Source organism: Pseudomonas sp. RL_5y_Pfl2_73 (assembly GCF_963970515.1).
GTDB lineage: Bacteria > Pseudomonadota > Gammaproteobacteria > Pseudomonadales > Pseudomonadaceae > Aquipseudomonas.
This window is the reverse complement of record NZ_CAXAPD010000008.1, coordinates 116,117-139,012: the sequence shown is the minus strand read 5'-3', so window position 1 is coordinate 139,012 and position 22,896 is coordinate 116,117. Positions and strand designations below refer to the sequence as shown.

General features: G+C 62.0%; 15 protein-coding genes and 1 pseudogene. 10 read left to right on the top strand and 6 right to left on the bottom strand.

Annotation, left to right across the window (positions count from 1 at the left end; translation table 11 throughout):
* Positions 1-265: 265 nt before the first annotated feature.
* Complete coding sequence (locus AACY42_RS10285) at positions 266-814, bottom strand: hypothetical protein (RefSeq protein WP_339479200.1); 549 nt, start codon at positions 812-814, stop codon at positions 266-268.
* 304 nt (positions 815-1,118) lie between these two features.
* On the opposite strand from AACY42_RS10285, the gene AACY42_RS10280 reads away from it, so the two are divergent.
* Positions 1,119-1,424: a DUF6388 family protein gene (locus AACY42_RS10280; RefSeq protein ID WP_339479061.1), complete on the top strand. Its 306-nt coding sequence runs from the start codon at positions 1,119-1,121 to the stop codon at positions 1,422-1,424.
* Between the two features lie 38 nt (positions 1,425-1,462).
* Here the strand turns inward: AACY42_RS10280 and nadC are convergent, their stop codons facing one another.
* On the bottom strand, positions 1,463-2,311 hold the full coding sequence (nadC, locus tag AACY42_RS10275) for a carboxylating nicotinate-nucleotide diphosphorylase (protein ID WP_339479060.1): 849 nt from the start codon (positions 2,309-2,311) through the stop codon (positions 1,463-1,465).
* A 226-nt stretch (positions 2,312-2,537) separates the two neighbouring features.
* Between nadC and AACY42_RS10270 the strand changes: the two genes are divergently transcribed.
* The 5 genes and pseudogenes from AACY42_RS10270 to AACY42_RS28600 all read left to right on the top strand — a co-directional run bounded on the left by AACY42_RS10270 (position 2,538) and on the right by AACY42_RS28600 (position 8,547).
* Positions 2,538-4,751: a DUF1631 domain-containing protein gene (locus AACY42_RS10270; protein ID WP_339479058.1), complete on the top strand. Its 2,214-nt coding sequence runs from the start codon at positions 2,538-2,540 to the stop codon at positions 4,749-4,751.
* A 64-nt stretch (positions 4,752-4,815) separates the two neighbouring features.
* Positions 4,816-5,376, top strand: a complete 561-nt coding sequence (ampD, locus tag AACY42_RS10265; protein WP_339479056.1) for a 1,6-anhydro-N-acetylmuramyl-L-alanine amidase AmpD — start codon at positions 4,816-4,818, stop codon at positions 5,374-5,376.
* Positions 5,373-6,209 (top strand): regulatory signaling modulator protein AmpE, encoded by an 837-nt coding sequence (ampE, locus tag AACY42_RS10260; protein ID WP_339479055.1) that lies wholly within the window; start codon positions 5,373-5,375, stop codon positions 6,207-6,209. Before ampD ends, ampE begins: the two co-directional genes overlap by 4 nt.
* Before the next feature lie 340 nt (positions 6,210-6,549).
* Positions 6,550-7,641, top strand: a pseudogene (locus AACY42_RS28605) (methyl-accepting chemotaxis protein); the annotation flags it as partial.
* On the top strand, positions 7,618-8,547 hold the full coding sequence (locus AACY42_RS28600) for a methyl-accepting chemotaxis protein (RefSeq protein ID WP_445261742.1): 930 nt from the start codon (positions 7,618-7,620) through the stop codon (positions 8,545-8,547). The pseudogene AACY42_RS28605 and the gene AACY42_RS28600, both read left to right, overlap by 24 nt.
* A 118-nt stretch (positions 8,548-8,665) precedes the next feature.
* Here AACY42_RS28600 and AACY42_RS10250 read toward each other — a convergent pair whose 3' ends face one another.
* Entirely contained in the window at positions 8,666-9,442 is a 777-nt protein-coding gene (locus AACY42_RS10250) for a TatD family hydrolase (protein WP_339479052.1), read from the bottom strand.
* Positions 9,443-9,462: 20 nt separating this feature from the next.
* Positions 9,463-10,458 (bottom strand): catabolite repressor/activator, encoded by a 996-nt coding sequence (cra, locus tag AACY42_RS10245; protein ID WP_339479050.1) that lies wholly within the window; start codon positions 10,456-10,458, stop codon positions 9,463-9,465.
* A gap of 288 nt (positions 10,459-10,746) precedes the next feature.
* Here cra and ptsP point away from each other — a divergent pair, with 288 nt between their 5' ends.
* The 4 genes from ptsP to AACY42_RS10225 all read left to right on the top strand — a co-directional run bounded on the left by ptsP (position 10,747) and on the right by AACY42_RS10225 (position 18,040).
* Positions 10,747-13,611, top strand: a complete 2,865-nt coding sequence (ptsP, locus tag AACY42_RS10240) for a phosphoenolpyruvate--protein phosphotransferase (protein ID WP_339479048.1) — start codon at positions 10,747-10,749, stop codon at positions 13,609-13,611.
* Entirely contained in the window at positions 13,611-14,552 is a 942-nt protein-coding gene (pfkB, locus tag AACY42_RS10235) for a 1-phosphofructokinase (RefSeq protein WP_339479046.1), read from the top strand. Before ptsP ends, pfkB begins: the two co-directional genes overlap by 1 nt.
* A gap of 14 nt (positions 14,553-14,566) precedes the next feature.
* Positions 14,567-16,309: a PTS fructose-like transporter subunit IIB gene (locus AACY42_RS10230; RefSeq protein ID WP_339479044.1), complete on the top strand. Its 1,743-nt coding sequence runs from the start codon at positions 14,567-14,569 to the stop codon at positions 16,307-16,309.
* 189 nt (positions 16,310-16,498) lie between these two features.
* A complete protein-coding gene (locus AACY42_RS10225) occupies positions 16,499-18,040 on the top strand; it encodes an alkaline phosphatase D family protein (RefSeq protein WP_339479042.1) in 1,542 nt (513 codons plus the stop codon).
* 138 nt (positions 18,041-18,178) lie between these two features.
* On the opposite strand, the gene AACY42_RS10220 is transcribed toward AACY42_RS10225, so the two are convergent.
* Complete coding sequence (locus tag AACY42_RS10220) at positions 18,179-20,704, bottom strand: sulfite reductase flavoprotein subunit alpha (RefSeq protein WP_339479198.1); 2,526 nt, start codon at positions 20,702-20,704, stop codon at positions 18,179-18,181.
* A gap of 687 nt (positions 20,705-21,391) precedes the next feature.
* Entirely contained in the window at positions 21,392-22,555 is a 1,164-nt protein-coding gene (locus AACY42_RS10215; RefSeq protein ID WP_339479040.1) for a type III PLP-dependent enzyme, read from the bottom strand.
* Between the last annotated feature and the right edge of the window lie 341 nt (positions 22,556-22,896).

Genomic DNA, 22,896 nt, shown 5'->3' with positions numbered 1-22,896 from the left:
CTTGATGTCTATCAATAAACCTGCGCCGGTCATCCTGCGCTTACCGTTGCTTTGGGCATTGCATGTTTTTCGTCCAGCATCCCTTCGCCAAGCGCATCCAGAAAATCGGCATACCACTGCATCATGTTTCATCGGATCCAGTCGCCAGCAGCGTTGAAAAAGTACATTGGGCAGTACGCTGCTGCTCCTGCTATCCGTCATATTCCAATAATTGCTGGGGTAATCGGCTCGGATTTGGTTCCTGTCTCGGGCACCATCCCCCTTGTTATTTCACTTTCCTGCTCAGTTCCTCGACCGTACGTTTGAGCTGATCCATCTCGCGATCCTGATCGCTGAGCTCGCGTTTCAGGGACGAAATCTCGCTGTTGCTCGAACTCGAGCTGGAGCTGCTTTTGCGCTTGAGTTCTTCCACTTGCTTGCCCAGATCGTTCAGGTCGCGTTCCTGTTCCTTGATGGTGCGCTTGAGCTCGTCAATCTCCTTGCTGCTGGAGGTGGAGCTGGAGCCACTGGTGCGCTTGAGTTCTTCGAGCTGGCGGGCCTGCTCACTGAGGACGCGTTTCTGGTTTTCCAGTTCCTCGGCGTTGTTCTTCACGGTTTTTGGCAGGTTTTCCAAGGCGCTGACGTTGACGTTAGTCTTGACGAGTACGAACTTATCAAATCGGTTAAAACGAAGGGCAGGAATGGTGTCGTGGGAAGACGGCATATCGGAGGAGACTTCAACAGCCGCTTGGGCAGCGCCGGTCAAGGTCAGACTGCCGAGCAGCAGGGTCGCGGTAGCAAGCCGGGTCAACGAACGTTTCGAAAAGCTGCGCATCACTGGAGTTCCTTGTGAAGTGCCGGCATGGCACATGGCTATGACTGGTTGTTTTGACAGATGTTCCCAAGCTCCCCTGATTTTCCATGCGCATGGTTTTTTGTGGGATAGGTGTAAAGAACCGTGTAAATCGTCGGCAAAACGTCCTATATTCATTGCCTGCATGTGCATCGCCCAGCAGTTTTCAGATGATCCCCGAATGGTTCTGAAGGCCAGATAAACCGGGCTTCACACGGTTTTTTGCGTCAGAGAGATCCTTGATGATCCAGATCCATCTTCCATTCCTCCGATCAACGAGAACGCCATGACCGCTAAAGAACTGACGCAAGAAGCCAGACACGAAGAGGCCCTGCGAAAATACGCCCTGGACACGCCTCAGTTACTGGACGAAATCAAGGACCTGAGCGCCGACGATCAAAAAGACCAGATCCAATGGGCGTTCGAAGACGAGGCCGAGGCCCAGGGCCTGCAGCCTTGGGAGTTGACGCTCAAGTACACCAGCACAGCTGAAGAGTTCGAGGTGCAGCGCCTTGCGCTGCACAAGGAAGCGGCCGAGGTGCTGGGTGTGGAATGGGATGAGTACTGCGAGATGAACAATCTGGTGGTCTGAAAAAAAACGCCAGCCTTCAAGGCTGGCGTTTTTTGTTGTCAGAGGCTCAAGCGCATCGACAGATCCACTGCCTTCACATCTTTGGTCATCGCGCCGATCGAGATGTAGTCCACCCCCGTCTCGGCAATCGGGCGCAACGTGCTTTCGTTGATCCCGCCGCTGGCCTCCAGCTTCGCCTTGCCGCCATTGAGGCGTACGGCTTCACGCATGTCGTCCAGGCTCAGTTCGTCGAGCATGATGATGTCGGCGTTGGCCGCCAGGGCTTCTTTCAATTCCGCCAGGCTTTCGACTTCGACTTCTACCGGTTTGCCCGGTGCGATCTTGTGGGCGGCAGCAATGGCCTGGGCGATCCCGCCGCAGGCGGCGATGTGGTTTTCCTTGATCAGGAAGGCATCGTACAGGCCAATGCGGTGGTTGTGGCAGCCACCGCAGGTGACCGCGTACTTCTGGGCCATGCGTAACCCCGGCAGGGTCTTGCGGGTGTCCAGCAGCTTGACCTGGGTACCGGCGACAAAGTCGGCCAGGTAACGGGCCCGCGTGGCAACGCCGGACAGCATTTGCACGAAGTTCAGTGCGCTGCGTTCGCCGGTCAGCAGCGAGCGGGCCGGGCCCTCCAGGTGGAACAGCGCTTGATCGGGGGTGACCCGCTCGCCGTCGCGCACTTGCCAATGCACCGCGACACGCGGGTCCAGTTGCCGGAACACCGCATCGACCCAGGCGGTGCCACTGATGATCGCCGCGTCGCGGGTGATGATGGTGGCCTTGGCCAGGCGTTCGGCGGGGATCAGTTGCGCGGTGATGTCGCCGCTGCCGATGTCTTCAAGTAACGCACGGCGCACGTTGGCTTCGATTTCGGCGGTCAGATCGGCGAGGCGTAGATTCGGCATAACGGGCTCCACAAACAAAGTGGCCTGATTATAGGGTGTCGAACCCCGCATTTGGTCGCGTCCTCGCAACATTTCCTCATTCCCCAGGTCACTTATTGCGTCGTATTTCGAGATGGGTCGCAGAGTGTGCTGGTACGACGGGGTTCTTTTACCTGATAATCCGCCTTTTGATTGACGTCATAGCTTTGACGTTATGAGCCGCAGAAAGCCGTTGCAGGAGGCCAGGATGCACAACGACGGGAATGTAGTGCCTTTGCACAAGGTCGCTACCGATCAGGCGAACCCTTCGCCGCTCGCCCGCCTGCCTGTGATTCTGCTTCAGGTTCGCGACAAGGCCGCCCAGCAGTTGCGCCAGGGCTTGCAGGGACTGTTCGATAATGCCGACGACACGTTGTTTGAAATGGCTGACCGGGCGCGCGACGACATTGAGCAGAACCTGTACTTTGAGGCCATGCGGGACCTGCGCCTGAAGCGCAAAAGCATCGAACGTGAATTCATCGAGCAGTTTTTCGGGACCTTCGTCAGCCTTGCCCAATACGACTTGACCCACGCCACCTTGGCGCCTGCCCTGGCGCCGGACAGCCAAGCCCAGCGCTCCCAGGACGACCTGGAGCGCCATCTGGCGGTCGAGGCGATGGTCACTCGGGTGCTCAGGCGCGATGGCGTGTCGTTGGAACAACTGACGGCCCGGCTCGGAGTGTTGCTGGCCCGACCGCTGGCCAATCAGCACAATCCCCTGAGCCCGGCCTTGCTGTGCGAGAAATTCCTGCAGGCCGGGCGCAACCTGGGCGTGGAAATCAAGGTCAAGCTGATCCTGCTCAAGCTGTTCGAGCGTTATGTGCTCAGCGATTGCGACCAACTCTATACCGAGGCCAACCAGTTGCTGGCCGCCACAGGCATCCTGCCAGAGCTCAAGGTTACGCTGACGCGCCGGGCGTCGGATCGCACCGAGGATAACCCCGGGCCCAACGCCGAGATGGCTGCCAAGCCCAGCGATGCCGAGGTTGATGACAGCGTGCAGGAAGTGTTCGCCGCCTTGCAGAAACTGTTGATGCAGGTGCGTGGCTCTGTGGCGCCGACCCTGGAGCCCAGCGTTGCGCCCCAGCCGATTTCTACCCGTGACCTGCTGCGACTGCTCTCTCATTTGCAGCAATACGTGCCGGCGCCTACCGTTCACGACGAGTTCGATTTGCGTAGCCAGCTCGAACAGCTGCTGACCCGGGTCAGCGTCAGGAGTGGCAAGTCCCGGGTGGTCGAAGGCGCCGATGAAGACGTGATCAACCTGATCTCGATGATGTTCGAATTCATCCTCGACGATCACAACCTGCCAGACTCCTTCAAGGCTCTGATCGGCCGTCTGCAAATCCCGATGCTCAAGGTCGCGGTGCAGGACAAGAGCTTCTTCAGTCGCGGCAATCATCCGGCCCGGCGACTGCTTAACGAAATCGCAGCCGCGGCCATGGGCTGGGGTGATTGCGACGATCATCAGCGCGACAGCCTGTACCTGCGCATCGAGCAGGTGGTGCAGCGTTTATTGAATGATTTTGTCGATGACCCGGCGATTTTCTCCGAACTGCTGGCCGACTTCCTGGCCTTCACCAGTGACGAGCGGCGCCGCAGTGAACTGCTCGAACAGCGCATCCGCGATGCCGAAGAGGGCCGAGCCAAGGCCGAACTGGCGCGTCACCGAGTCGAAGGGACGCTGAACTTGGTGATGATGGGCAAAGTCTTGCCGCAAGCCGTGGTGGAGTTCGTGCAACACGCCTGGAGCCAAGTGTTGCTGCTGACGTGCTTCAAGCATGGCAAGTATTCCGCCGAGTGGCAGGCCGACGTCTTGACCCTGGAGCAATTGATCTGGAGTGTCCGGCCTCACGACGAATCCGGTGCCGGCCTGCGTTTACTGGCGATGGTGCCCGAACTGCTCAAAGCCCTGCGTGAAGGCTTGAATCGCTCGGCGTTCGACCCGTTCGCCACCAGCGAGTTTTTCAGTGAACTGGAAGCCCTGCATGTGCAGGCCCTCGAGCGCATGGGCCAAGCGACGGAACAGGCCCAGTCGTTCACTTCACCGGTTATGGTCGAGGTGCTGGAAAAAATCGTCTTGCGTCCCCCTCAAAAGTCGGCGGGGGAGAGCGTGGCGGTGCATTTGCCGGCTGATGACGTGGGCCTGCTGCAGGTCGACCAGTTGCACCTGGGGAGCTGGGTCGAGTTCCAGGAGGACGATGACAACACCCTGCGTTGCAAGCTGGCGGCGATCATCGAGGCGACCGGCAAATATGTCTTCGTCAATCGCACTGGCCTCAAGGTGCTGGAGCACGGCCGTAGCAGCCTGGCCCTGGAGTTTCGCCGGGGGGCGGCGCGGCTGTTGGACGACACCCTGTTGTTCGACCGGGCGTTGGAGTCGGTGCTGGGCAATCTGCGCCAGCTCAATCGCGGCAAGTGATCGCGCTGCCCGGTCCGATCACGGCATACTGGCGGCATTCACTGTCGTCATCGAAGGAACCTGTATGCAGTTGGACTCCGCGAGCGGTTGGTGCGAGGGGGTGCGTCATTGCCCATCGCCCAACTTCAATGCGCGCCCCGAAGGCGAAATTTCCCTGCTGGTGATCCACAACATCAGCTTGCCACCGGCGCAATTCGCCACGGGCAAGGTGCAGGATTTCTTCCAGAATCGTCTGGATGTCACGGAACATCCCTATTTTGTCGGTATCGCCGACCTGCGCGTCTCTGCACATTTTCTGATCGAGCGTGACGGCGCCGTGACCCAGTTTGTCTCTTGTCTGGATCGCGCGTGGCATGCCGGTGTCTCGTGCTTCGAGGGGCGTGAGACCTGTAACGATTTTTCCCTGGGCATCGAGCTTGAGGGCACGGATGATCTGCCGTTCACCGACGCGCAATATGCCGCATTGGTGGACCTGACCCGGCAGTTGCAAGCGGCGTTCAGGGCGATCACTGTGCAGCGTATCTGCGGGCACAGCGACATCGCACCGGGGCGCAAGACCGATCCGGGACCGGCATTCGACTGGGTGCGCTATCGCGCGGCCCTGACAGAAGGGGAAGGACAATGAGTTTTCTGGTGTTGCTGCTGGCCGTCTGGATCGAGAAGTTCTCGGCCTTGCGCCAGCGAGTCCAGCGCGACGGTGGTTGGCTGCACGAGCTGAACAAGCTCGAGGCGGGCCCACGTTGGGTTAACCGACCGTGGTGGGTGCTGACGGTGATGGTTTTGCTACCCGTGGCGCTGTTGGCGTTGTTGCTGTGGGTGCTGGAACCGGTGGCCTACGGTCTGTTGGCGCTGCCGGTGCATTTGCTGGTGGTGATTTACAGCTTGGGGCGCGGCGATCTGCTGGCCGGCCTCGGGCCATTTCGCGACGCGTGGCGTCGGGAAGACCTGCAAGCGGCGGCCCATGTGGCCAAGCGCGACCTGGACATTGAAGCCGATGACGGTGAGCAGTTGCTGGAGCGGGTCCAGGGGCATTTGTTGTGGCAGGCCTACCAGAGCTTTTTCGCGGTGATTTTCTGGTACTTCGTGTTGGGCCCGGTCGCAGCCTTGAGTTATCGGCTGCTGGCGCTCGCCGCCGAGCACAGCCAGAACCCCGGCGTGGCCGAGCGGGCCGCGCACATGCGCCATGCCTTCGATTGGGTGCCGGTGCGGTTGCTGGCGGCGAGCTTCGCTCTGGTGGGGAATTTCGTCGCGGTCAGCCGGGTCATGCTGCATGAGCTGTTGAACTGGAACATCAGCGCCGCCGCCCTTATCGACAAAGTCGGTCTGGTGGCCGGCGAGATCACCAGGCCCGTCGCCGGGCCGGACGGCATCAACAGCCTGGATCGCCTCTGGGAATTGCTGCTGCGTGCGGCGGTGCTCTGGTATGCCGGGTTTGCGTTGTGGACGGTGTTGGCCTGATCAATGTAAGGGCTGTGGTTAGGCGCTTTTGTGGCAAGGGCGCTTGCTCCCGCTCTGTAGGAGCTGGCGAAGCCTGCGATTTTTTGATCTTTTGATCTTTTGATCTTTCGCTTGAGATTCAAGTGTTTTTGGAAAGATCGCAGCCTCGTTGCACTCGACAGCTCCTACGCAGCTCCTACACCGTTAACCTTAAGTTACAAAACTCCCCGTCGATTTAGGCTATACAAGGACAGCGCCCGAATAGTGGCTTTCTGCTGTCTTCGTGCGCGAGCCCATAACAATAAGAACACTACCGGGAGACTTCCTTGTGAAGAGTTTGCTCTGGCCCGCCGTCGCGCTGATGAACCGCCTGAGCTTCGGCATGAAGTTCAGCCTGATCAGCGTGCTGTTCCTGTTGCCAATGCTGGTGACCAACTTCTTTCTGGTGCGCGATTCCTATCGGGAATTTCAGGGCACGCAAGTGGAGCTGCAAAGCCTCGACCTGCTGGGCAGCAGCCTGATCCTGCGCAGGGACCTGGAAACCCTCTACAACCTGGTACAGATCAATGCCAGCCTGGGCCAGTCCGGCAAGGCCGGTGATGTCGAAGCGAAGATCGGCAGCCTGGAACAACAAGTCCTCGCGCGCCTGCAAGGCATGACCTCCGTGACCATCGAGCCTGAGCAGATCAGTGCCTTCGAGGCCAAACGTGACGAGATGATCGGTGCTTACAAGACCCAGAAGGCCGAAAGCTCCCTGCAGAGCAAAAGCGCACTGATTGGCAAGTTGCTCAACAACGCCCAGATGTTCAGCCAGATCATCGCCAGCCAGGCAGGGCTGAGCCGCGACAGCCAGAGCGACATCCGTCAGCTCAGTGAGCTGATCATCAGCACGACCCCCAAGGTCACCCAGATCCTCGGCGAAGGCCGGGCGCTGGGTGCGTCCTCGTTGGGGCTGGGGTTTCTCAATTCGGCGTCGAGCACCCGTTTCGACGAGTTGCTGTCACAGATCGAAAAGCTCCAGGGTGAATATGACTTGAAACTGCAGGATGCCTTGGGTTCCAGCAAGGTCGCCGGGCAGGCCTTGGCCGATCAGGCCAATGGCAGCAAGAGCACCCTTAAGAAGGCCAGTGAACTGATTGAAGAGCAGGTGGTGATGGCCGACACGCTCGATGCGCCATGGTCGGCATTTTATCAGCAAGTCAGCGGCCTGATGGAGCAGACCTACCGGCTGAACGAGGCGACCCAGGGCTTCCTGGGAGTCCAGTTGCAGCAGCGCCTGGAGCAGAACCGCAGCCATATGGTGCTGCAAGCCGTGGCGCTGGTGCTGGTGTTCCTGTTGATTTTTTACCTGTACGCCGGTTTCTACGCCTCGACCCGTACCACGCTCCAGCACCTGGGCCAAATGATGGACAAGGTGGCGGCGGGGGACATGACGGTCAATTTCGCCGCCCGCAGCAAGGATGAACTGGGCGAGTTGGGTGAAGTGTTCAACGGTACGGTGGCGAAGATCCATGACCTGATCGAACAGGTCGGCCGCACCGTTGCGCAAGTCGAGCGCCAGGCCGGGCAGGTGGAAACGGTTTCGGCCCAGAGCAACCAGGCCGTCGCCGGTCAGCGCAGCCAGATCGAACTGGTGGCCACGGCGATGAACCAGATGTCGGCCACGGCCCAGGAAGTGGCCCGCAGTGCCGCCGCTGCCGTGAGCAGTGCCCACAGTGTGAACGACGAAACCCTCAGTGGGCGAGGGCTGGTGGAGTCCCAACAGGGCAGCATCGTCCGCTTGGCCAGCGAGATCGATCAGTCAGTGCAGGTGATCAATCAACTGGCGACCGACAGCCAGGCGATCAGCCGCGTGCTGGATGTGATCAAGAGCATCGCCGAGCAGACCAACCTGCTGGCCCTCAATGCCGCTATTGAGGCAGCCCGGGCCGGTGAGCAGGGACGCGGCTTCGCGGTGGTGGCCGATGAAGTGCGGACCCTGGCCAAGCGAACCCAGCAATCGACCGAAGAAATCGAAGCGATGATCGCCCGCCTGCACGGCGGTGTCGGCGCCGCGGTCAAGGCGATGGGTACCAGTCATGAGATGGCCAGCGGCACGGTCGGCCAATCGGAAAAGGTCCAGATGGCCCTGGAAAATATCCTCGGTGCCGTCGGCATGATCGTTGACCAGAATCAGCAGATCGCCGCCGCTGTAGAGCAGCAGACGGCCGTGGCCCATGACATCGACCAGAACATCGTCGAGATCAACCGCGCCGGCGAACGCACCGCTGAAGGTGCCCATCAGACCGAAGACGCCAGCCGTGAATTGTCTGCCCAGGTGGTGCAGCTCAAGCAGTTGATCAATGCGTTTCGGGTGTGATTCCGAGGCCCACCACCGAACCAATGTAGGAGCGGGCTTGCTCGCGAAAGCGGTGTGTCAGTCGACAAATGAGTTGTCTGACACTCCGCTTTCGCGAGCAAGCTCCCACAGGGGGGTGTCACCAGTTGAACAATTGGCGGGCATTGGCCGTGCTGGCCTCAGCCAATCGTTCCGAGCTGATACCCATGATCCCGGCCAACGCCTCACAAATCGCCGGCAAATGCGCCGGGCTGTTACGTTGGCCGGGGAACATCGCCGGGGCCATGTCCGGGGAGTCGGTTTCCAGTACCACCGCGTCCAGCGGCAAGTTCGCCAGCACCCGGTGCATGCGTAACGCCTGGGGCCAGGTCGCGGCGCCGCCCAGGCCGAGCTTGAAGCCGAGTTTGATGTACTCACGGGCCTCTTCAAGGCTGCCGGCGAAGGCGTGGATGATTCCAGCGCGTTTGGGCCCCATGCGCTTGAGGGTCGCGATCACGTCGGCATGGCTGCGGCGCACATGGATCAGCGCTGGCAGTTCGAACTCCACCGCCTGTTGCAGTTGTGCTTCGAACAGCGCCTGCTGGTGTTCGCGGTCCAGGGTCGGGATGTAGTAATCCAGGCCGATTTCCCCCACGGCACACAATTGCCGGTGTCCGGCCAGGCGGCTCAGCCACTCGCGCAGCAGCGTCACGTCCTCGGGTCGGTGCTGATCGAGATACAGCGGGTGCATACCCAGTGCGGCATGCAGGTCCGGGTCGCTTTGCACCAGGTCCCAGACCCGCTGCCAGTTGTCCCGGTACACGCCCAGTACCACCATTTGCCGCACGCCCAAGGCGCGGCTTTCGGCCAGCAGTGCCGGGCGGTCCGCGTCAAAATCTGGAAAATCCAGGTGGGTGTGGGTGTCGATCAACTCCATGCATCAATCCTGAAGAAGCGTCAGCCTTGGTGAATACGCTGCTTGAACGTCCGCGCAATGGCCTGCACGCCTGGCTGGTAGTCATCGTTTTCGATGGCCGCCAGGGCCAGTTCCAGGGCTTTGTCGGCGATCAGTTGGTGCTGCTGGGACATGGCATTGACCGGCAGGGGCAGGAAATCCAGCAACTGCGTGTCACCAAACGTGCCCAGGCGCAACGGTCGCGACTTGAGCGGGAAATCGTGCAGGGCGTCGAACACCCCTTGCAGCAGCACGTAGGATGTGGTAATCAGCGCATCGGGCAGATGCCCCAGGCGCGCGAGCATTTCATCCATCAATTGGCGGCCGCATTCACGGCTGAACGACTCACCATGCTCGATCAGCACCTGGCCCTCGAACCCGGCCAAGGCTTCGCTAAAGCCTGCGGTCCGTTCCTGGCTGATGCTCAGCTCGGGACGAGCGCTGATCAGCGCAATTTGCCGAGGGTGGGTCTCCAGCAGGCTACGAGTCAGTTGCAGGCTGGCCTGGCGATCGTCGCTGATCACCGAGCAGAACCGCGCAGGGTTCATGACCCGGTCGATGGCGATGATGGGAATGCCCTTGGCCTGCAACTGTTGGTAGCTGTCGTCTCCGGCCGGTAGGCAACTGGCCACGATCAGTGCATCGCAGCGGCGGGCGCGGAACAACTGCAACAGTTGCCGTTCGCTGTCGGGGGCGTCGTCGGAACTGGCGATCAGCAACTGGTAGCCCCGCGCCCGTGCGCCTTGCTCCAGCAGCTTGGCGATGCGTGCGTAACTGGGGTTTTCCAGGTCCGGCAGGATGAAGCCCAGGGTACGGGTGTGGCGGCTGCGCAGCCCGGCGGCCTGGGGATTGGGCGTAAAGCCATGTTCCTGGACCACCGCTCGCACCCGTTCGACGGTGGCGCTGCTGATGCGTTGTTGTTCGGCCTTGCCGTTGATGACGTAGCTGGCGGTGGTCACGGAGACACCGGCCAGTTGGGCAATATCACTGAGTTTCAACCCGGTTTTCCTTGTTTTTTCGAGTTAGCCCCGACGATAAGGGGCATCCTACCCGATTCAAGCTGACGGTCACCGTCCAAGCGCTTACGACAAGTTGCACTTCAAGGATGAGAGATTATCGAGTAACGTGCCAATCTTTCTAGATTAAACGTTTCAGCAAGCGTATTTTCAAGCCTAGCAGGATTTTTCGGCCTTCTGCCGCGATCACGCCAAAAGTCATCCTGCGGGGCTAAGCTGATTCATTCAAAACAATACCTGGCGCCAACCGAACGCCAAAAAGGAGAAAGCATGCTCGAGCTCACTCTAGAGCAGATATCCATGGCTCAGACGGCTGTGGATAAAGACGCTGCACTGCAACTGCTCGCCGACAAACTGGTGGCCGATGGCTTGGTGGCTGAGGGTTACCTCGCCGGCTTGCAGGCTCGCGAAACCCAGGGCTCGACCTTTCTCGGCCAAGGTATTGCCATCCCCCACGGCACCCCGCAGACCCGCGACCTGGTCTACTCCACCGGCGTGCGCCTGCTCCAATTCCCGGAGGGCGTGGACTGGGGCGATGGTCAGATCGTTTACCTGGCGATCGGTATCGCGGCCAAGTCCGACGAACACCTGCGCCTGTTGCAACTGCTGACCCGCGCCCTGGGCGAGACTGACCTGGGCCAGGCCCTGCGCCGTGCCGGTTCCGCCGAAGCGTTGCTGAAGCTGCTGCAAGGCGCGCCGCAGGAACTGGCCCTGGATGCCCAGATGATCGGCCTCGGTGTGTCGGCTGACGATTTTGAAGAGCTGGTATGGCGCGGTGCCCGCTTGCTGCGCCAGGCCGATTGCGTGAGCAATGGCTTTGCCGGGGTGTTGCAGCAAGTCGATGCGCTGCCCCTGGGCGATGGCTTGTGGTGGCTGCACAGCGAACAGACCGTCAAGCGTCCGGGCCTGGCTTTCGTCACGCCGGACAAGCCCATCCGCTACCTGGGTCAACCGCTGAGCGGTCTGTTCTGCCTCGCCAGCCTCGGCGAGGCTCACCAAGCCTTGCTGGAAAGGCTTTGCGCCTTGCTGATCGAAGGCCGCGGTCACGAGCTGGGTCGCGCCACCAGCAGCCGCAAGGTGCTGGAAGTGCTCGGCGGCGAATTGCCCGCCGACTGGCCCAGCGCGCGCATCGGCCTGGCCAATGCCCATGGCCTGCATGCACGCCCGGCGAAGATCCTCGCCCAGTTGGCGAAAAGCTTTGAAGGCGAGATTCGCGTGCGCATCGTCGACGGCCAGGACAACGCCGTGTCGGCCAAGAGCCTGAGCAAGCTGTTGAGCCTGGGTGCCCGCCGCGGTCAGGTTCTGGAATTCATCGCCGAGCCGAGCATTGCCGCCGATGCGTTGCCGGCACTGCTGGCGGCCATCGAAGAAGGCCTTGGCGAAGAAGTTGAACCGTTGCCGCCACCGAGTGCGCCGCGGGAAACCGTGATGGCCGAAGTGGCGACAGTCGTGTTGGCGCCCGAATCTGGCAGCCTGATCCAGGCCGTCGCCGCCGCACCGGGCATCGCCATCGGCCCGGCCCACATCCAGGTATTGCAGGCCATCGACTACCCGTTGCGCGGTGAATCGGCGGCCATCGAGCGCGAGCGCCTGCAAAACGCCTTGAACCAGGTGCGCCGCGATATCCAAGGCCTGATCGAACGCGCCAAGGCCAAGGCCATCCGCGAAATCTTCATCACCCACCAGGAAATGCTCGACGACCCGGAGCTCAGCGACGAAGTCGACACCCGCTTGAAGCTGGGCGAGAGTGCGCAAGCGGCGTGGATGGGGGTGGTCGAAGCCGCCGCGAAAGAACAGGAAGCGTTGCAGGACGCCTTGCTGGCCGAACGTGCCGCTGATTTGCGAGACGTCGGCCGTCGGGTGCTGGCGCAACTGTGCGGCGTCGAAACCCCGAATGAACCCGATCAACCCTACATTCTGGTGATGGACGAAGTCGGCCCGTCCGACGTGGCGCGCCTGGACCCAACGCGTGTGGCGGGGATTCTCACCGCCCGTGGCGGCGCCACCGCCCACAGCGCCATCGTTGCCCGGGCCTTGGGCATTCCGGCGCTGGTGGGCGCCGGTGCGGCGGTATTGCTGCTGGCGCCGGGCACGTCCTTGTTGCTGGATGGCCAGCGCGGTCGTTTGCACGTGGACCCAGACGCCGCCACCTTGCAACGGGCTGCAGAAGAACGCGACACCCGCGAGCAGCGCCTCAAGGTCGCGGCCGAGCAGCGTCACGAACCGGCGCTGACCCGTGACGGCCATGCCGTGGAAGTGTTTGCCAACATTGGCGAAAGCGCCGGCGTTGCCAGCGCAGTGGAGCAGGGCGCCGAAGGCATTGGCCTGTTGCGCACCGAACTGATTTTCATGGCCCACACCCAGGCGCCGGACGAAGCGACCCAGGAAGCCGAATACCGCAAGGTCCTCGATGGCCTGGCCGGTCGGCCGCTGGTGGTGCGCACCCTCGATGTGGGTGGCGACAAGCCGCTGCCGTACTGGCCGATCGCGAAAGAAGAAAACCCGTTCCTTGGCGTGCGTGGCATCCGCCTGACCTTGCAGCGTCCGCAGGTCATGGAAGCGCAACTGCGTGCCCTGTTGCGCTCGGCGGACAGTCGTCCGCTGCGGATCATGTTCCCGATGGTGGGCAGCGTCGATGAATGGCGCCAGGCCCGGGACATGACCGAGCGCCTGCGCCAGGAAATCCCCGTGGCGGACCTGCAACTGGGGATCATGATCGAAGTGCCGTCCGCCGCATTGCTGGCCCCGGTGCTCGCCAAGGAAGTCGACTTTTTCAGCGTCGGTACCAACGACCTGACGCAATACACCCTGGCGATCGACCGTGGTCACCCGACCCTTTCGGCCCAGGCCGATGGCTTGCACCCGGCGGTGCTGCAACTGATCGACATCACCGTGCGCGCCGCCCATGCCCATGGCAAATGGGTCGGTGTGTGTGGCGAACTGGCGGCCGATCCGCTGGCGGTGCCGGTGCTGGTGGGCTTGGGTGTGGACGAGCTGAGTGTCTCGGCCCGCAGCGTTGCCGAGGTCAAGGCGCGGGTCCGCGAATTGAGCCTGGCGCAAGTACAAACCTTGGCTCAAGAGGCCTTGGCCGTGGGCAGCGCCGATGACGTGCGCGCATTAGTGGAGGCGCTGTAATGGCGAAGATTCTTACCCTGACCCTCAACCCGGCGCTCGACCTCACGGTGGAGTTGGCGCGCCTGGAGCCGGGCCAGGTCAACCGCAGCGACGCCATGCACGCCCACGCCGCTGGCAAGGGCGTGAACGTGGCCCAGGTGTTGGCCGATCTCGGTCATACGCTGACGGTCAGTGGCTTTCTGGGCGAAGACAATGCCCAGGTGTTCGAGACGCTGTTTGCCCAGCGTGGTTTTGTCGATGCTTTTATCCGTGTACCAGGCGAAACTCGCAGCAATATCAAACTGGCTGAGCAGGACGGACGCATCACTGACCTCAACGGCCCGGGCCCGGTGGTTGATGAAGCCGCACAGCAGGCCTTGCTGGCGCGCCTTGAGCAACTCGCCCCCGGTCACGACGTGGTGGTGGTGGCAGGCAGCTTGCCCCGGGGCGTCAGCCCGCAGTGGCTGCTGGCCTTGATCACGCGCTTGAAAACACTCGGCCTGAACGTGGCCCTCGACACCAGTGGCGAAGCCTTGCGCGTCGCCCTGGCAGCGGGGCCGTGGATGATCAAGCCGAACACCGAGGAACTGGCTGATGCACTGGGTTGCGAGGTGGTGAGCGAGTTGGCCCAGGCGCAAGCGGCGCAGCGCCTGCATGCCCAGGGTGTCGAACATGTGGTGATTTCCCACGGCGCCGATGGCGTGAACTGGTTCAGTGTCGGTACGGCGCTGCATGCCTCGCCACCCAAGGTCAGCGTCGCCAGCACCGTGGGCGCCGGGGATTCGCTGCTGGCGGGCATGCTGCACGGCCTGCTCAGCGCCGACACCCCGGAACAGACGCTGCGCACCGCCACGGCCATCGCCGCCATGGCGGTCACGCAGATCGGTTTTGGCATCCACGACACCGCGTTGCTGGCGTCGCTTGAACAGGGTGTGCGCGTGCGCCCCCTGACAGAACAATAAGAGGGTTCGCAAGAATGAAACTAGCCATTGTGACGGCCTGCCCCAACGGCATGGTCACCAGTGTGTTGTGCGCCCGCCTGCTGGACGCCGCGGCTCAGCGCCAGGGTTGGAGCACCAGTGTCGAAGTCCATGATACGGCCCATCCGGAGCGCCAGTTGTCGGCGGCGGCCCTCGAAGCGGCCGAGTGGGTGTTACTGGTCGCCAGCGGCCCGGTGGACATGTCACGGTTCGTCGGCAAGCGTCTGTTTCGCAGCACGCCGGCCCTGGCCCTGCAAGACGTCGACTCGGTGCTGCGCCGCGGCGCCGAAGAGGCCGAGGTTTTTCTCGCCTCTGATGTCGTGGAGGAGGCACCGGCGGTGTCGACCGAGCGTGCGCCGCGCCTGGTTGCCATCACCGCTTGCCCGACGGGCGTTGCCCATACCTTCATGGCCGCCGAGGCATTGCAACAGGCGGCGAAGAAGCTCGGCTACGACCTGCAAGTGGAAACCCAGGGTTCAGTCGGTGCGCGCAATCCGTTGAGCGCCGAGGCCATCGCCGAGGCGGACGTGGTGCTGCTGGCGACCGACATCGAAGTGGCCACCGAGCGTTTTGCCGGTAAGAAGATCTACCGCTGCAGCACGGGCATCGCCTTGAAACAGGCCGAAGCAACGCTGAACAAAGCGCTGGTCGAAGGTCGCCAGGAAAGCGCGGCGAGCGGTGCCAGCGCCCCGGCCAAGGCGGAGAAGACCGGCGTCTACAAGCACCTGCTGACGGGCGTGTCGTTCATGCTGCCGATGGTGGTGGCCGGTGGTCTGTTGATTGCCTTGTCGTTTGTATTCGGCATCACCGCCTTCAAGGAGCCCGGCACACTGGCGGCGGCACTGATGCAGATCGGCGGCGACACCGCGTTCAAATTGATGGTGCCGCTGCTGGCCGGATACATCGCCTATTCCATCGCCGACCGCCCGGGCCTGGCGCCGGGGATGATCGGCGGGATGCTGGCGAGTACCCTGGGTGCCGGCTTCATTGGCGGGATCATCGCCGGTTTCCTGGCCGGTTACGTGGCCAAGGCGATCAACCGCTACGCGCGCCTGCCCCAGAGCCTGGAAGCGCTCAAGCCGATCCTGATCATCCCGCTGCTGGCGAGCCTGATCACCGGCCTGGTGATGATCTACATTGTCGGCAAACCGGTGGCGGGGATGCTTGAAGGCCTGACTCATTTCCTCGACAGCATGGGCACCACCAATGCGATCCTGTTGGGCGTGCTGCTGGGGTCGATGATGTGTGTCGACCTCGGCGGGCCGATCAACAAGGCCGCCTACGCGTTTTCGGTGGGACTGCTGGCTTCCCAGAGTTATGCACCAATGGCCGCGACCATGGCCGCCGGCATGGTGCCGCCCATTGGCCTGGGCATCGCCACGTTCATCGCCCGGCGCAAATTCGCCCAGACCGAGCGCGAGGCCGGTAAAGCCGCGCTGGTGCTGGGGCTGTGCTTCATTTCCGAAGGGGCGATTCCGTTCGCGGCCAAGGACCCGTTGCGGGTGATCCCGGCCAGCATCGCCGGCGGCGCGCTGACCGGTGCGCTGTCGATGTACTTCGGCTGCAAGCTCATGGCCCCCCACGGCGGTCTGTTCGTGATGCTGATCCCCAACGCCATCAACCATGCGCTGTTGTACCTGCTGGCGATCGTGGCGGGGAGCCTGCTGACGGCAGTGGCGTATGCGCTGCTCAAGCGGCCTGAGGTGGTGGAGATGGCGTTGGAGCCGGCCAAGGCCTGATCACTGCTGTGCCTACTGTGGGAGCGAGCCTGCTCGCGATAACGGAGTGTCAGACAGCCTGTTTGTCGACTGATACACCGCTATCGCGAGCAGGCTCGCTCCCACATTTCGTTCTGCTGAGTTCATGAGGTCCTGTCACACCCACTTCACAGAGCCATGCTTAAGTTTTCCCCTTTAAGGGAGAACACCATGAGCGAATTCGACCTGGGCCGCCGCCGTGTGATGCAAGCCGTGGGGGCGGGGTTGTTGTTGCCGGGGCTGGCGCCGGCGGTGATGGCGTCGGTCAAGGATCGGCCGGTGCTCACCGACGGTGTGCAGTCGGGCGACTTGCAGGGCGACCGGGCGATGATCTGGAGCCGCAGTGACCGTCCGGCGCGGATGGTGGTGGAGTGGGACACGCGCAGCCAATTCAGCAATCCCCGCCGCTTCGTCTCCCCCATGGTCGATTCCCGCAGCGATTTCACTGCCCGTGTTGAACTCACCGGCCTGCCGCCCGACCAGGCCATTTTCTACCGGGTGCATTTCGAAGATGCCCAGAGCGGCGTCGCCAGCGAACCCTGGCTGGGCCACCTGCGCAGCGTGCCGACGTTCAAGCGCAACATCCGTTTCGTCTGGAGTGGCGACACCGTCGGTCAGGGTTTCGGCATCAACCCGGACATCGGCGGCATGCGCATCTACGAAGCCATGCGCCTGCGCCTGCCAGACTTCTTTATCCACAGCGGCGACACCATCTACGCCGACGGCCCGGTGCCGGCGCAAATCACCGCCGAAGGTGGACGCGTCTGGCGCAACCTCACCACCGAGGCCAAGAGCAAGGTCGCCGAGACCCTGGATGAGTATCGCGGCAACTATCGCTACAACCTGATGGACGAAAACATACGCCGCTTCAACGCCGAAGTGCCGCAGATCTGGCAGTGGGACGACCATGAGGTGGTCAACAACTGGTCGCCGGGCAAGCAACTGGACGAGCGCTACCAGACCAAGGATATCCACAGCCTCGTGGGGCGCGCGCGACAGGCCTGGCTGGAGTACGCGCCAATGCGCCTGCAGAAGGCCGACGGCGGTGGACGTATTTACCGCAAGCTCGGTTATGGGCCGCTGCTGGATGTGTTCGTGCTGGACATGCGCAGCTACCGCGAAGCCAACGACGCCAACCTTGGCGCGGCCAAACCGTTCCTGGGGCGTGAGCAGTTGAATTGGCTCAAGCGCGAACTGAAGCAGTCCCGTGCCCAATGGAAAGTCATCGCTGCCGACATGCCCATCGGCCTCGGTGTGCCGGATGGTGAGGTCAGCCCTGGCGTGCCGCGCTGGGAAGCGGTCGCCAACGGTGACCCGGGCGCGGCCCAGGGGCGTGAAATGGAGATCGCCGAACTGCTCGGCCACCTGCGCAAGCATCAGGTGCGCAACTATGTCTGGCTCACCGCCGATGTCCACTATTGCGCCGCCCATCACTACCACCCCGAACACGCCGCGTTCCAGGATTTCGAACCATTCTGGGAGTTTGTCGCCGGGCCATTGAACGCCGGCAGCTTCGGGCCTAATGCCCTGGACAAGACCTTCGGCCCGCAAGTGGTGTTCCAGAAAGCGCCCCTGGCCCAGAACACCTCGCCGTTTGCCGGGTATCAGTTTTTTGGCGAAGTGAACATCGACGGGCCAAGCGGGGAGATGAGCGTGGTGTTGCGGGATCTGGAGGGTGTGGCGGTGTTCGAGAAGAAGTTGCAGCCGGTTTGATCCCCATTACGCCACGAGCCTCTGTGGGCGCAAAACTTGCTCGCGATGACAGCTATATCTGTCAATAAAGGGCTGACTGACAGTCCGCCATCGCGAGCAAGCTTTGCTCCCACAAGGGGTACTTAAGATGGGTGTCTGTCAGTAGACATCCCGCCGATACCGCCCCTGCTCGATCAGCCGCTCCACTTCCTCGCGCCCCAGCACGTTGTTGAGCACGTGATCCACCCCGGATGCCATGCCCTGCAAGCTGCCGCAGACATAGATCACCGCGCCGTCGGCCAGCCATTGCTTGAGCAGCGCGGCCGATTCCAGCAGGCGGTCCTGGACGTAGACTTTCTGCTTCTGATCCCGGGAGAAGGCCAGGTCCAGGCGTTCCAGGTCGCCTGAGGTCACCCATTCCTGCAACTCATCGCGGCAGTGGAAATCGTGTTCGCGGTTGCGCTCGCCAAACAGCAGCCAGTTGCGCTGCATGCCTTCGGTGACGCGCGCCTTGAGCAGGCTGCGCAGGCCGGCCAGGCCAGTGCCGTTGCCCAGCAGGATCATCGGCACACCCTGGGCCGGCAGATGGAAGGCGCTGTTGCGGCGCAGCCGCAGGCTGACGGCGCTGCCCAGCGGTGCGTGTTCGGTCAGCCAGCCGGAACCGATGCCCAGGCTGCCGTCGGCGTGACGTTCCTGGCGCACGATCAGTTCCAGCACGCCGTCGGCCGGGATCGAGGCGATGGAATATTCGCGCATCGCCAGCGGTGCCAGCGCATCCACCAGCGCCTGGGCATGCAGGCCGACCAGGTGGGCGCGGTTTTCCGCAAGCTGGCGGGTCGCCAGGGCCTGGTCGAGGCTCTGGGACAGGCCATCGACTTGCACGCTCGCGTGGCCGGAGAGGCCAAGCCCGTCGAGGAAATGCTCGATGGCCAACAGATCATTGCGCGGCAGGATTTGCACCAGGTCACCGGCCAGCCAACTGCTCGGGCCGGGGGCGGTGAGGCCCAGCAGGTACACGCTCGAGCCACTGCTGTCGGGGTTGAGCAGGGTGCGCTGGCTGAGGGTCCAGTTTTCGAAGCTTGGCGCCTGCCAGGTATCCACTGGCGCCTGGCCGGTCAATTCGGCCAGTTGTTGTTGCCAGTGACGCAGGGCGTAAGGGTCGCCGCTGTCCACTTCCACCGGCGCGAACAGGGTCTTGCCACCGTGCTCAGCCAGCCAGGCGTGCAGGCGCCGGGCGAAGCCGCAGAAGTGTTGATATTGCCGGTCGCCCAGGCCCAGCACCGAATACTTCAGGTGCTCCAGGCTCAAGGCCTGGCCCAGCACCTTGCGTTCGAAGCTGCGGGCGCTGTCCGGCCCTTCGCCGTCGCCAAAGGTGCTGACGACAAACAATGCGTGGGTGGCGTTGCTCAGGTCCTGCTCACGCACACTGGCCAGTGGCTGGACCTTTACGGGTAAGCCGGCAACCTGAAGTTGGCCGGCGGTCTGCCAGGCCAGTCGTTCGGCGAAACCGCTTTGGCTGGCGAAGCCGATCAGCCAGGCCGGCGCATTGCCCGAATTGGCGGCGAGGGCCTGGCGGGCGTTTTTGACTTGGCGCTTCTTGCGGCGGCGGTCCAGGTACAGCAACCAACCGGTGATGAAGAACAGCGGCATGGTCAGCGCGGCGACGGTCACCAGGATCCGCCCAACCAGGCCGAAGTAACTGCCGATATGCAGGGCATAGACACTGGTCAGCCACTGCGCCTTGAGGCTCTTGTCGCTGTAGCGACTGTGCCGGCTGATGACGCCGGTGGCCGGGTCGAGGGTGAGCTGGTTCAGCGCCCGGTCATGGGGCGAGTGGTTCAGCAGGTAGAACACGGTCGCCGGTTGCCCGGCCACGGGCGGCATGCGCACGTTATAGGCCGACAGTCCCGGGCCGGCGGCGCTGTAGATGCTGCTCCACATGGCCCGGTAATCGGCCACGGGAAGTGGGCCGCTCGGCGCCGGGCCGCGATTGCGCACCCGTTCATCTTTCGGTGAATCGGAGAGCAGGCGGGTCACGCCTTTGTTGTACCACTCGTAGGACCAGGTCAGCCCGGTCAGGGCCGCCAGCAGATAGAACAGCAGGCACCAGGTGCCCGCCACCGAGTGCAGGTCCCAATTGAAGCTCCGACCTTTTTTCCCCCAGTCGAGGGTCAGCCAGGCGCGCCAGCTTTTCCATTGCCGCGGCCAGCGCAGGTACAGCCCGGACAGGCAGAAAAACACCAGGATCAGCGTGCAGGCACCGGTGATTTGCCGACCGACATCATCCAGGGTCAAGACGCGGTGCAACCTGAGCATCAGGCCGAAGAAGTCCTGGCCCGTCACATCGCCCATGAACTGCGCGTTGTAAGGGTTGAAATAGCGCATGGGGCCACGGTTTTCCCCAGGGGGCGCCGCAAAGATCACCCGCGCGGCGTTGCCGCTGTCGGTCTCGACCCAGAGCAGGGCGACAGTCTTGCCGGAGGCGGCCTCGATCTGTTCCACCAGCTCGGCGGGCGGCAGGACACCGGCCGGTTGCTTCTCGACCATCAGCACCTGCGGGTTCAAGGCCCGCAGGATTTCATCCTGGAACGACACCACCGCCCCGGTAACGCCCATCAACGCCAGGACCAGTCCGGCACTGATGCCGAAAAACCAGTGCAACTGGAACAGGGTTTTCTTCAACACGTCGCTCGCCTTGTTCATTGACTGTTCATCACGGCGTGCATTATGCCGTGTGTTATCGAGAAGCATTCATAAACACACGAAAAAGCCCCGATCATTTGCATGAGCGGGGCAGTGATGGCGTGAGCGAAGAAATCCTGTGGGAGCGAGCTTGCTCGCGAAGAGGTCGGCACATCCAGCATCTTCATTGACTGAAACACCGCATTCGCGAGCAAGCTTTGCTCCCACAGGTCCTGCTCAAACAGATCTGATGGGTGTACGACCGGGAGAGCCAGGTCGGCTGTTAGGCCGCCTCGCGGTGGACGTTGATCTCGGCGCCCCGTTAACCACGCTGGCTGAACGAAGGTATTGCGCAGTGGGCAACCCGGCACGGATGCCGGGTTAGCCGCGCTGGGCCATGGATGGCCCTTCGCGGCGGCCCACGGAGTAATGCCTTCGTTCAGGCATGCCGAGCCTAGGCGAGGCACCGAGTGGTGGGGCACAAGCGCTTTGGTTACTTTCGACTGGGCCGGCTTCCGGGCTTTTCGAAAGTGACCCGCTGTAAGAGCGGAACCGCCAGTAGCCGTTACCGCAGCAACGGATATGCACGCCAACCATCCAAAAAAAAAACGGCGCTTTCCATTTCTGGAAAAAGCGCCGTTTTTCATTACGCAACAGGGCAAGAACTATAAGCTCAAGCGCCCAAACACATCACACGTAAAACGATTTCAACGGCGGAAAGCCATTGAATTCCACCGCGCTATAGCTAGTGGTATAGGCCCCGGTCGACAGCCAATACAGGCGATCCCCAATAGCCAGGTTCAACGGCAACCCGTACTTGTAGTTCTCATACATGATGTCGGCGCTGTCACAGGTAGGCCCGGCGATGACCACTTCTTCCATTTCGCCTTTCTTCTCGGTCCAGATCGGGAACTTGATGGCTTCGTCCATGGTTTCGATCAGGCCGGAGAACTTGCCCACATCCGTGTACACCCAACGCTCGACGGCGGTACGGGACTTGCGCGCCACCAGCACCACTTCGCTGACCAGGATGCCGGCGTTGGCGATCAACGAACGGCCCGGCTCCAGGATGATTTCCGGCAGGTCGTCGCCGAAGTCTTCCTTGAGGAAGCGAATGATTTCCTCAGCGTAGGTTTCCAGGCTGTTGGTGCGGGTGATGTAGTTGGCCGGGAAGCCGCCACCCATGTTGATCAGCTTCAGGACGATGCCGTCTTCTTCCTTCAGGCGCTCGAAGATCACCTTGACCTTGGCGATGGCTGCGTCCCAGACGCTGATGTCGCGCTGTTGCGAGCCGACGTGGAACGAAATGCCGTACGGCACCAGGCCCAGGTCGCGGGCCAGGATCAGCAGGTCCATGGCCATGTCGGTCTGGCAGCCGAACTTGCGCGACAACGGCCAGTCAGCGGTGGTGGAGCCTTCGGTAAGAATGCGTACATAGACTTTCGAGCCCGGCGCGGCCTTGGCGATGTTGCGCAAGTCAGCTTCGGAGTCGGTGGCATACAGGCGCACGCCCTTCTCGTAGAAGTAGCGAATGTCGCGGGATTTCTTGATGGTGTTGCCGTAACTGATCTGGTCCGGGCCGACGCCACGGCTCATGACCTTATCCAGCTCATAGATCGAGGCGATGTCGAAGTTGGAGCCTTTACTCTTGAGCAGGTCGATGATTTCCACCGCCGGGTTGGCCTTGACGGCGTAGTAAACCTTGGCGAAATCGAAACCGGCGCGCAGGTCGTCATAGGCCTGGGAGATCATCGCGGTGTCGATCACCACGAATGGGGTTTCCTGCTTGTCGGCGAACGCTTTCATTTTCTGGAAGGTTTCGCGCGCGAAATAATCTTCGACCTGGATCGACATACTTGGGACTCCTACTGGCAAACATCAGGATCAATGGGTGTGAGGGCAAGCAGCCCTCGTGAACGTCCTCCGTATCCCCACTTTGGTTCGCCTACTTCCCAAGGCATGTCGCCGAAAGCAAAAAGGCCACGGGATGCATGATGCCCTTGGCCTTGCTGTCTCGTCGTCAGTACTTGAGCCGGATGGATCGTTTCCAGCATGGACGTTCGGCGCGAACTTTAGGGCGTGAGGGGCCTGAGATCAACTAAAAATGTCGCGTTTTTGCACACATCCGTCGTGCGGCCCGCGACAGCTCATGATGTAACCGACCTGCGTGACAGATTGATGTTCCCTTTGAAGTT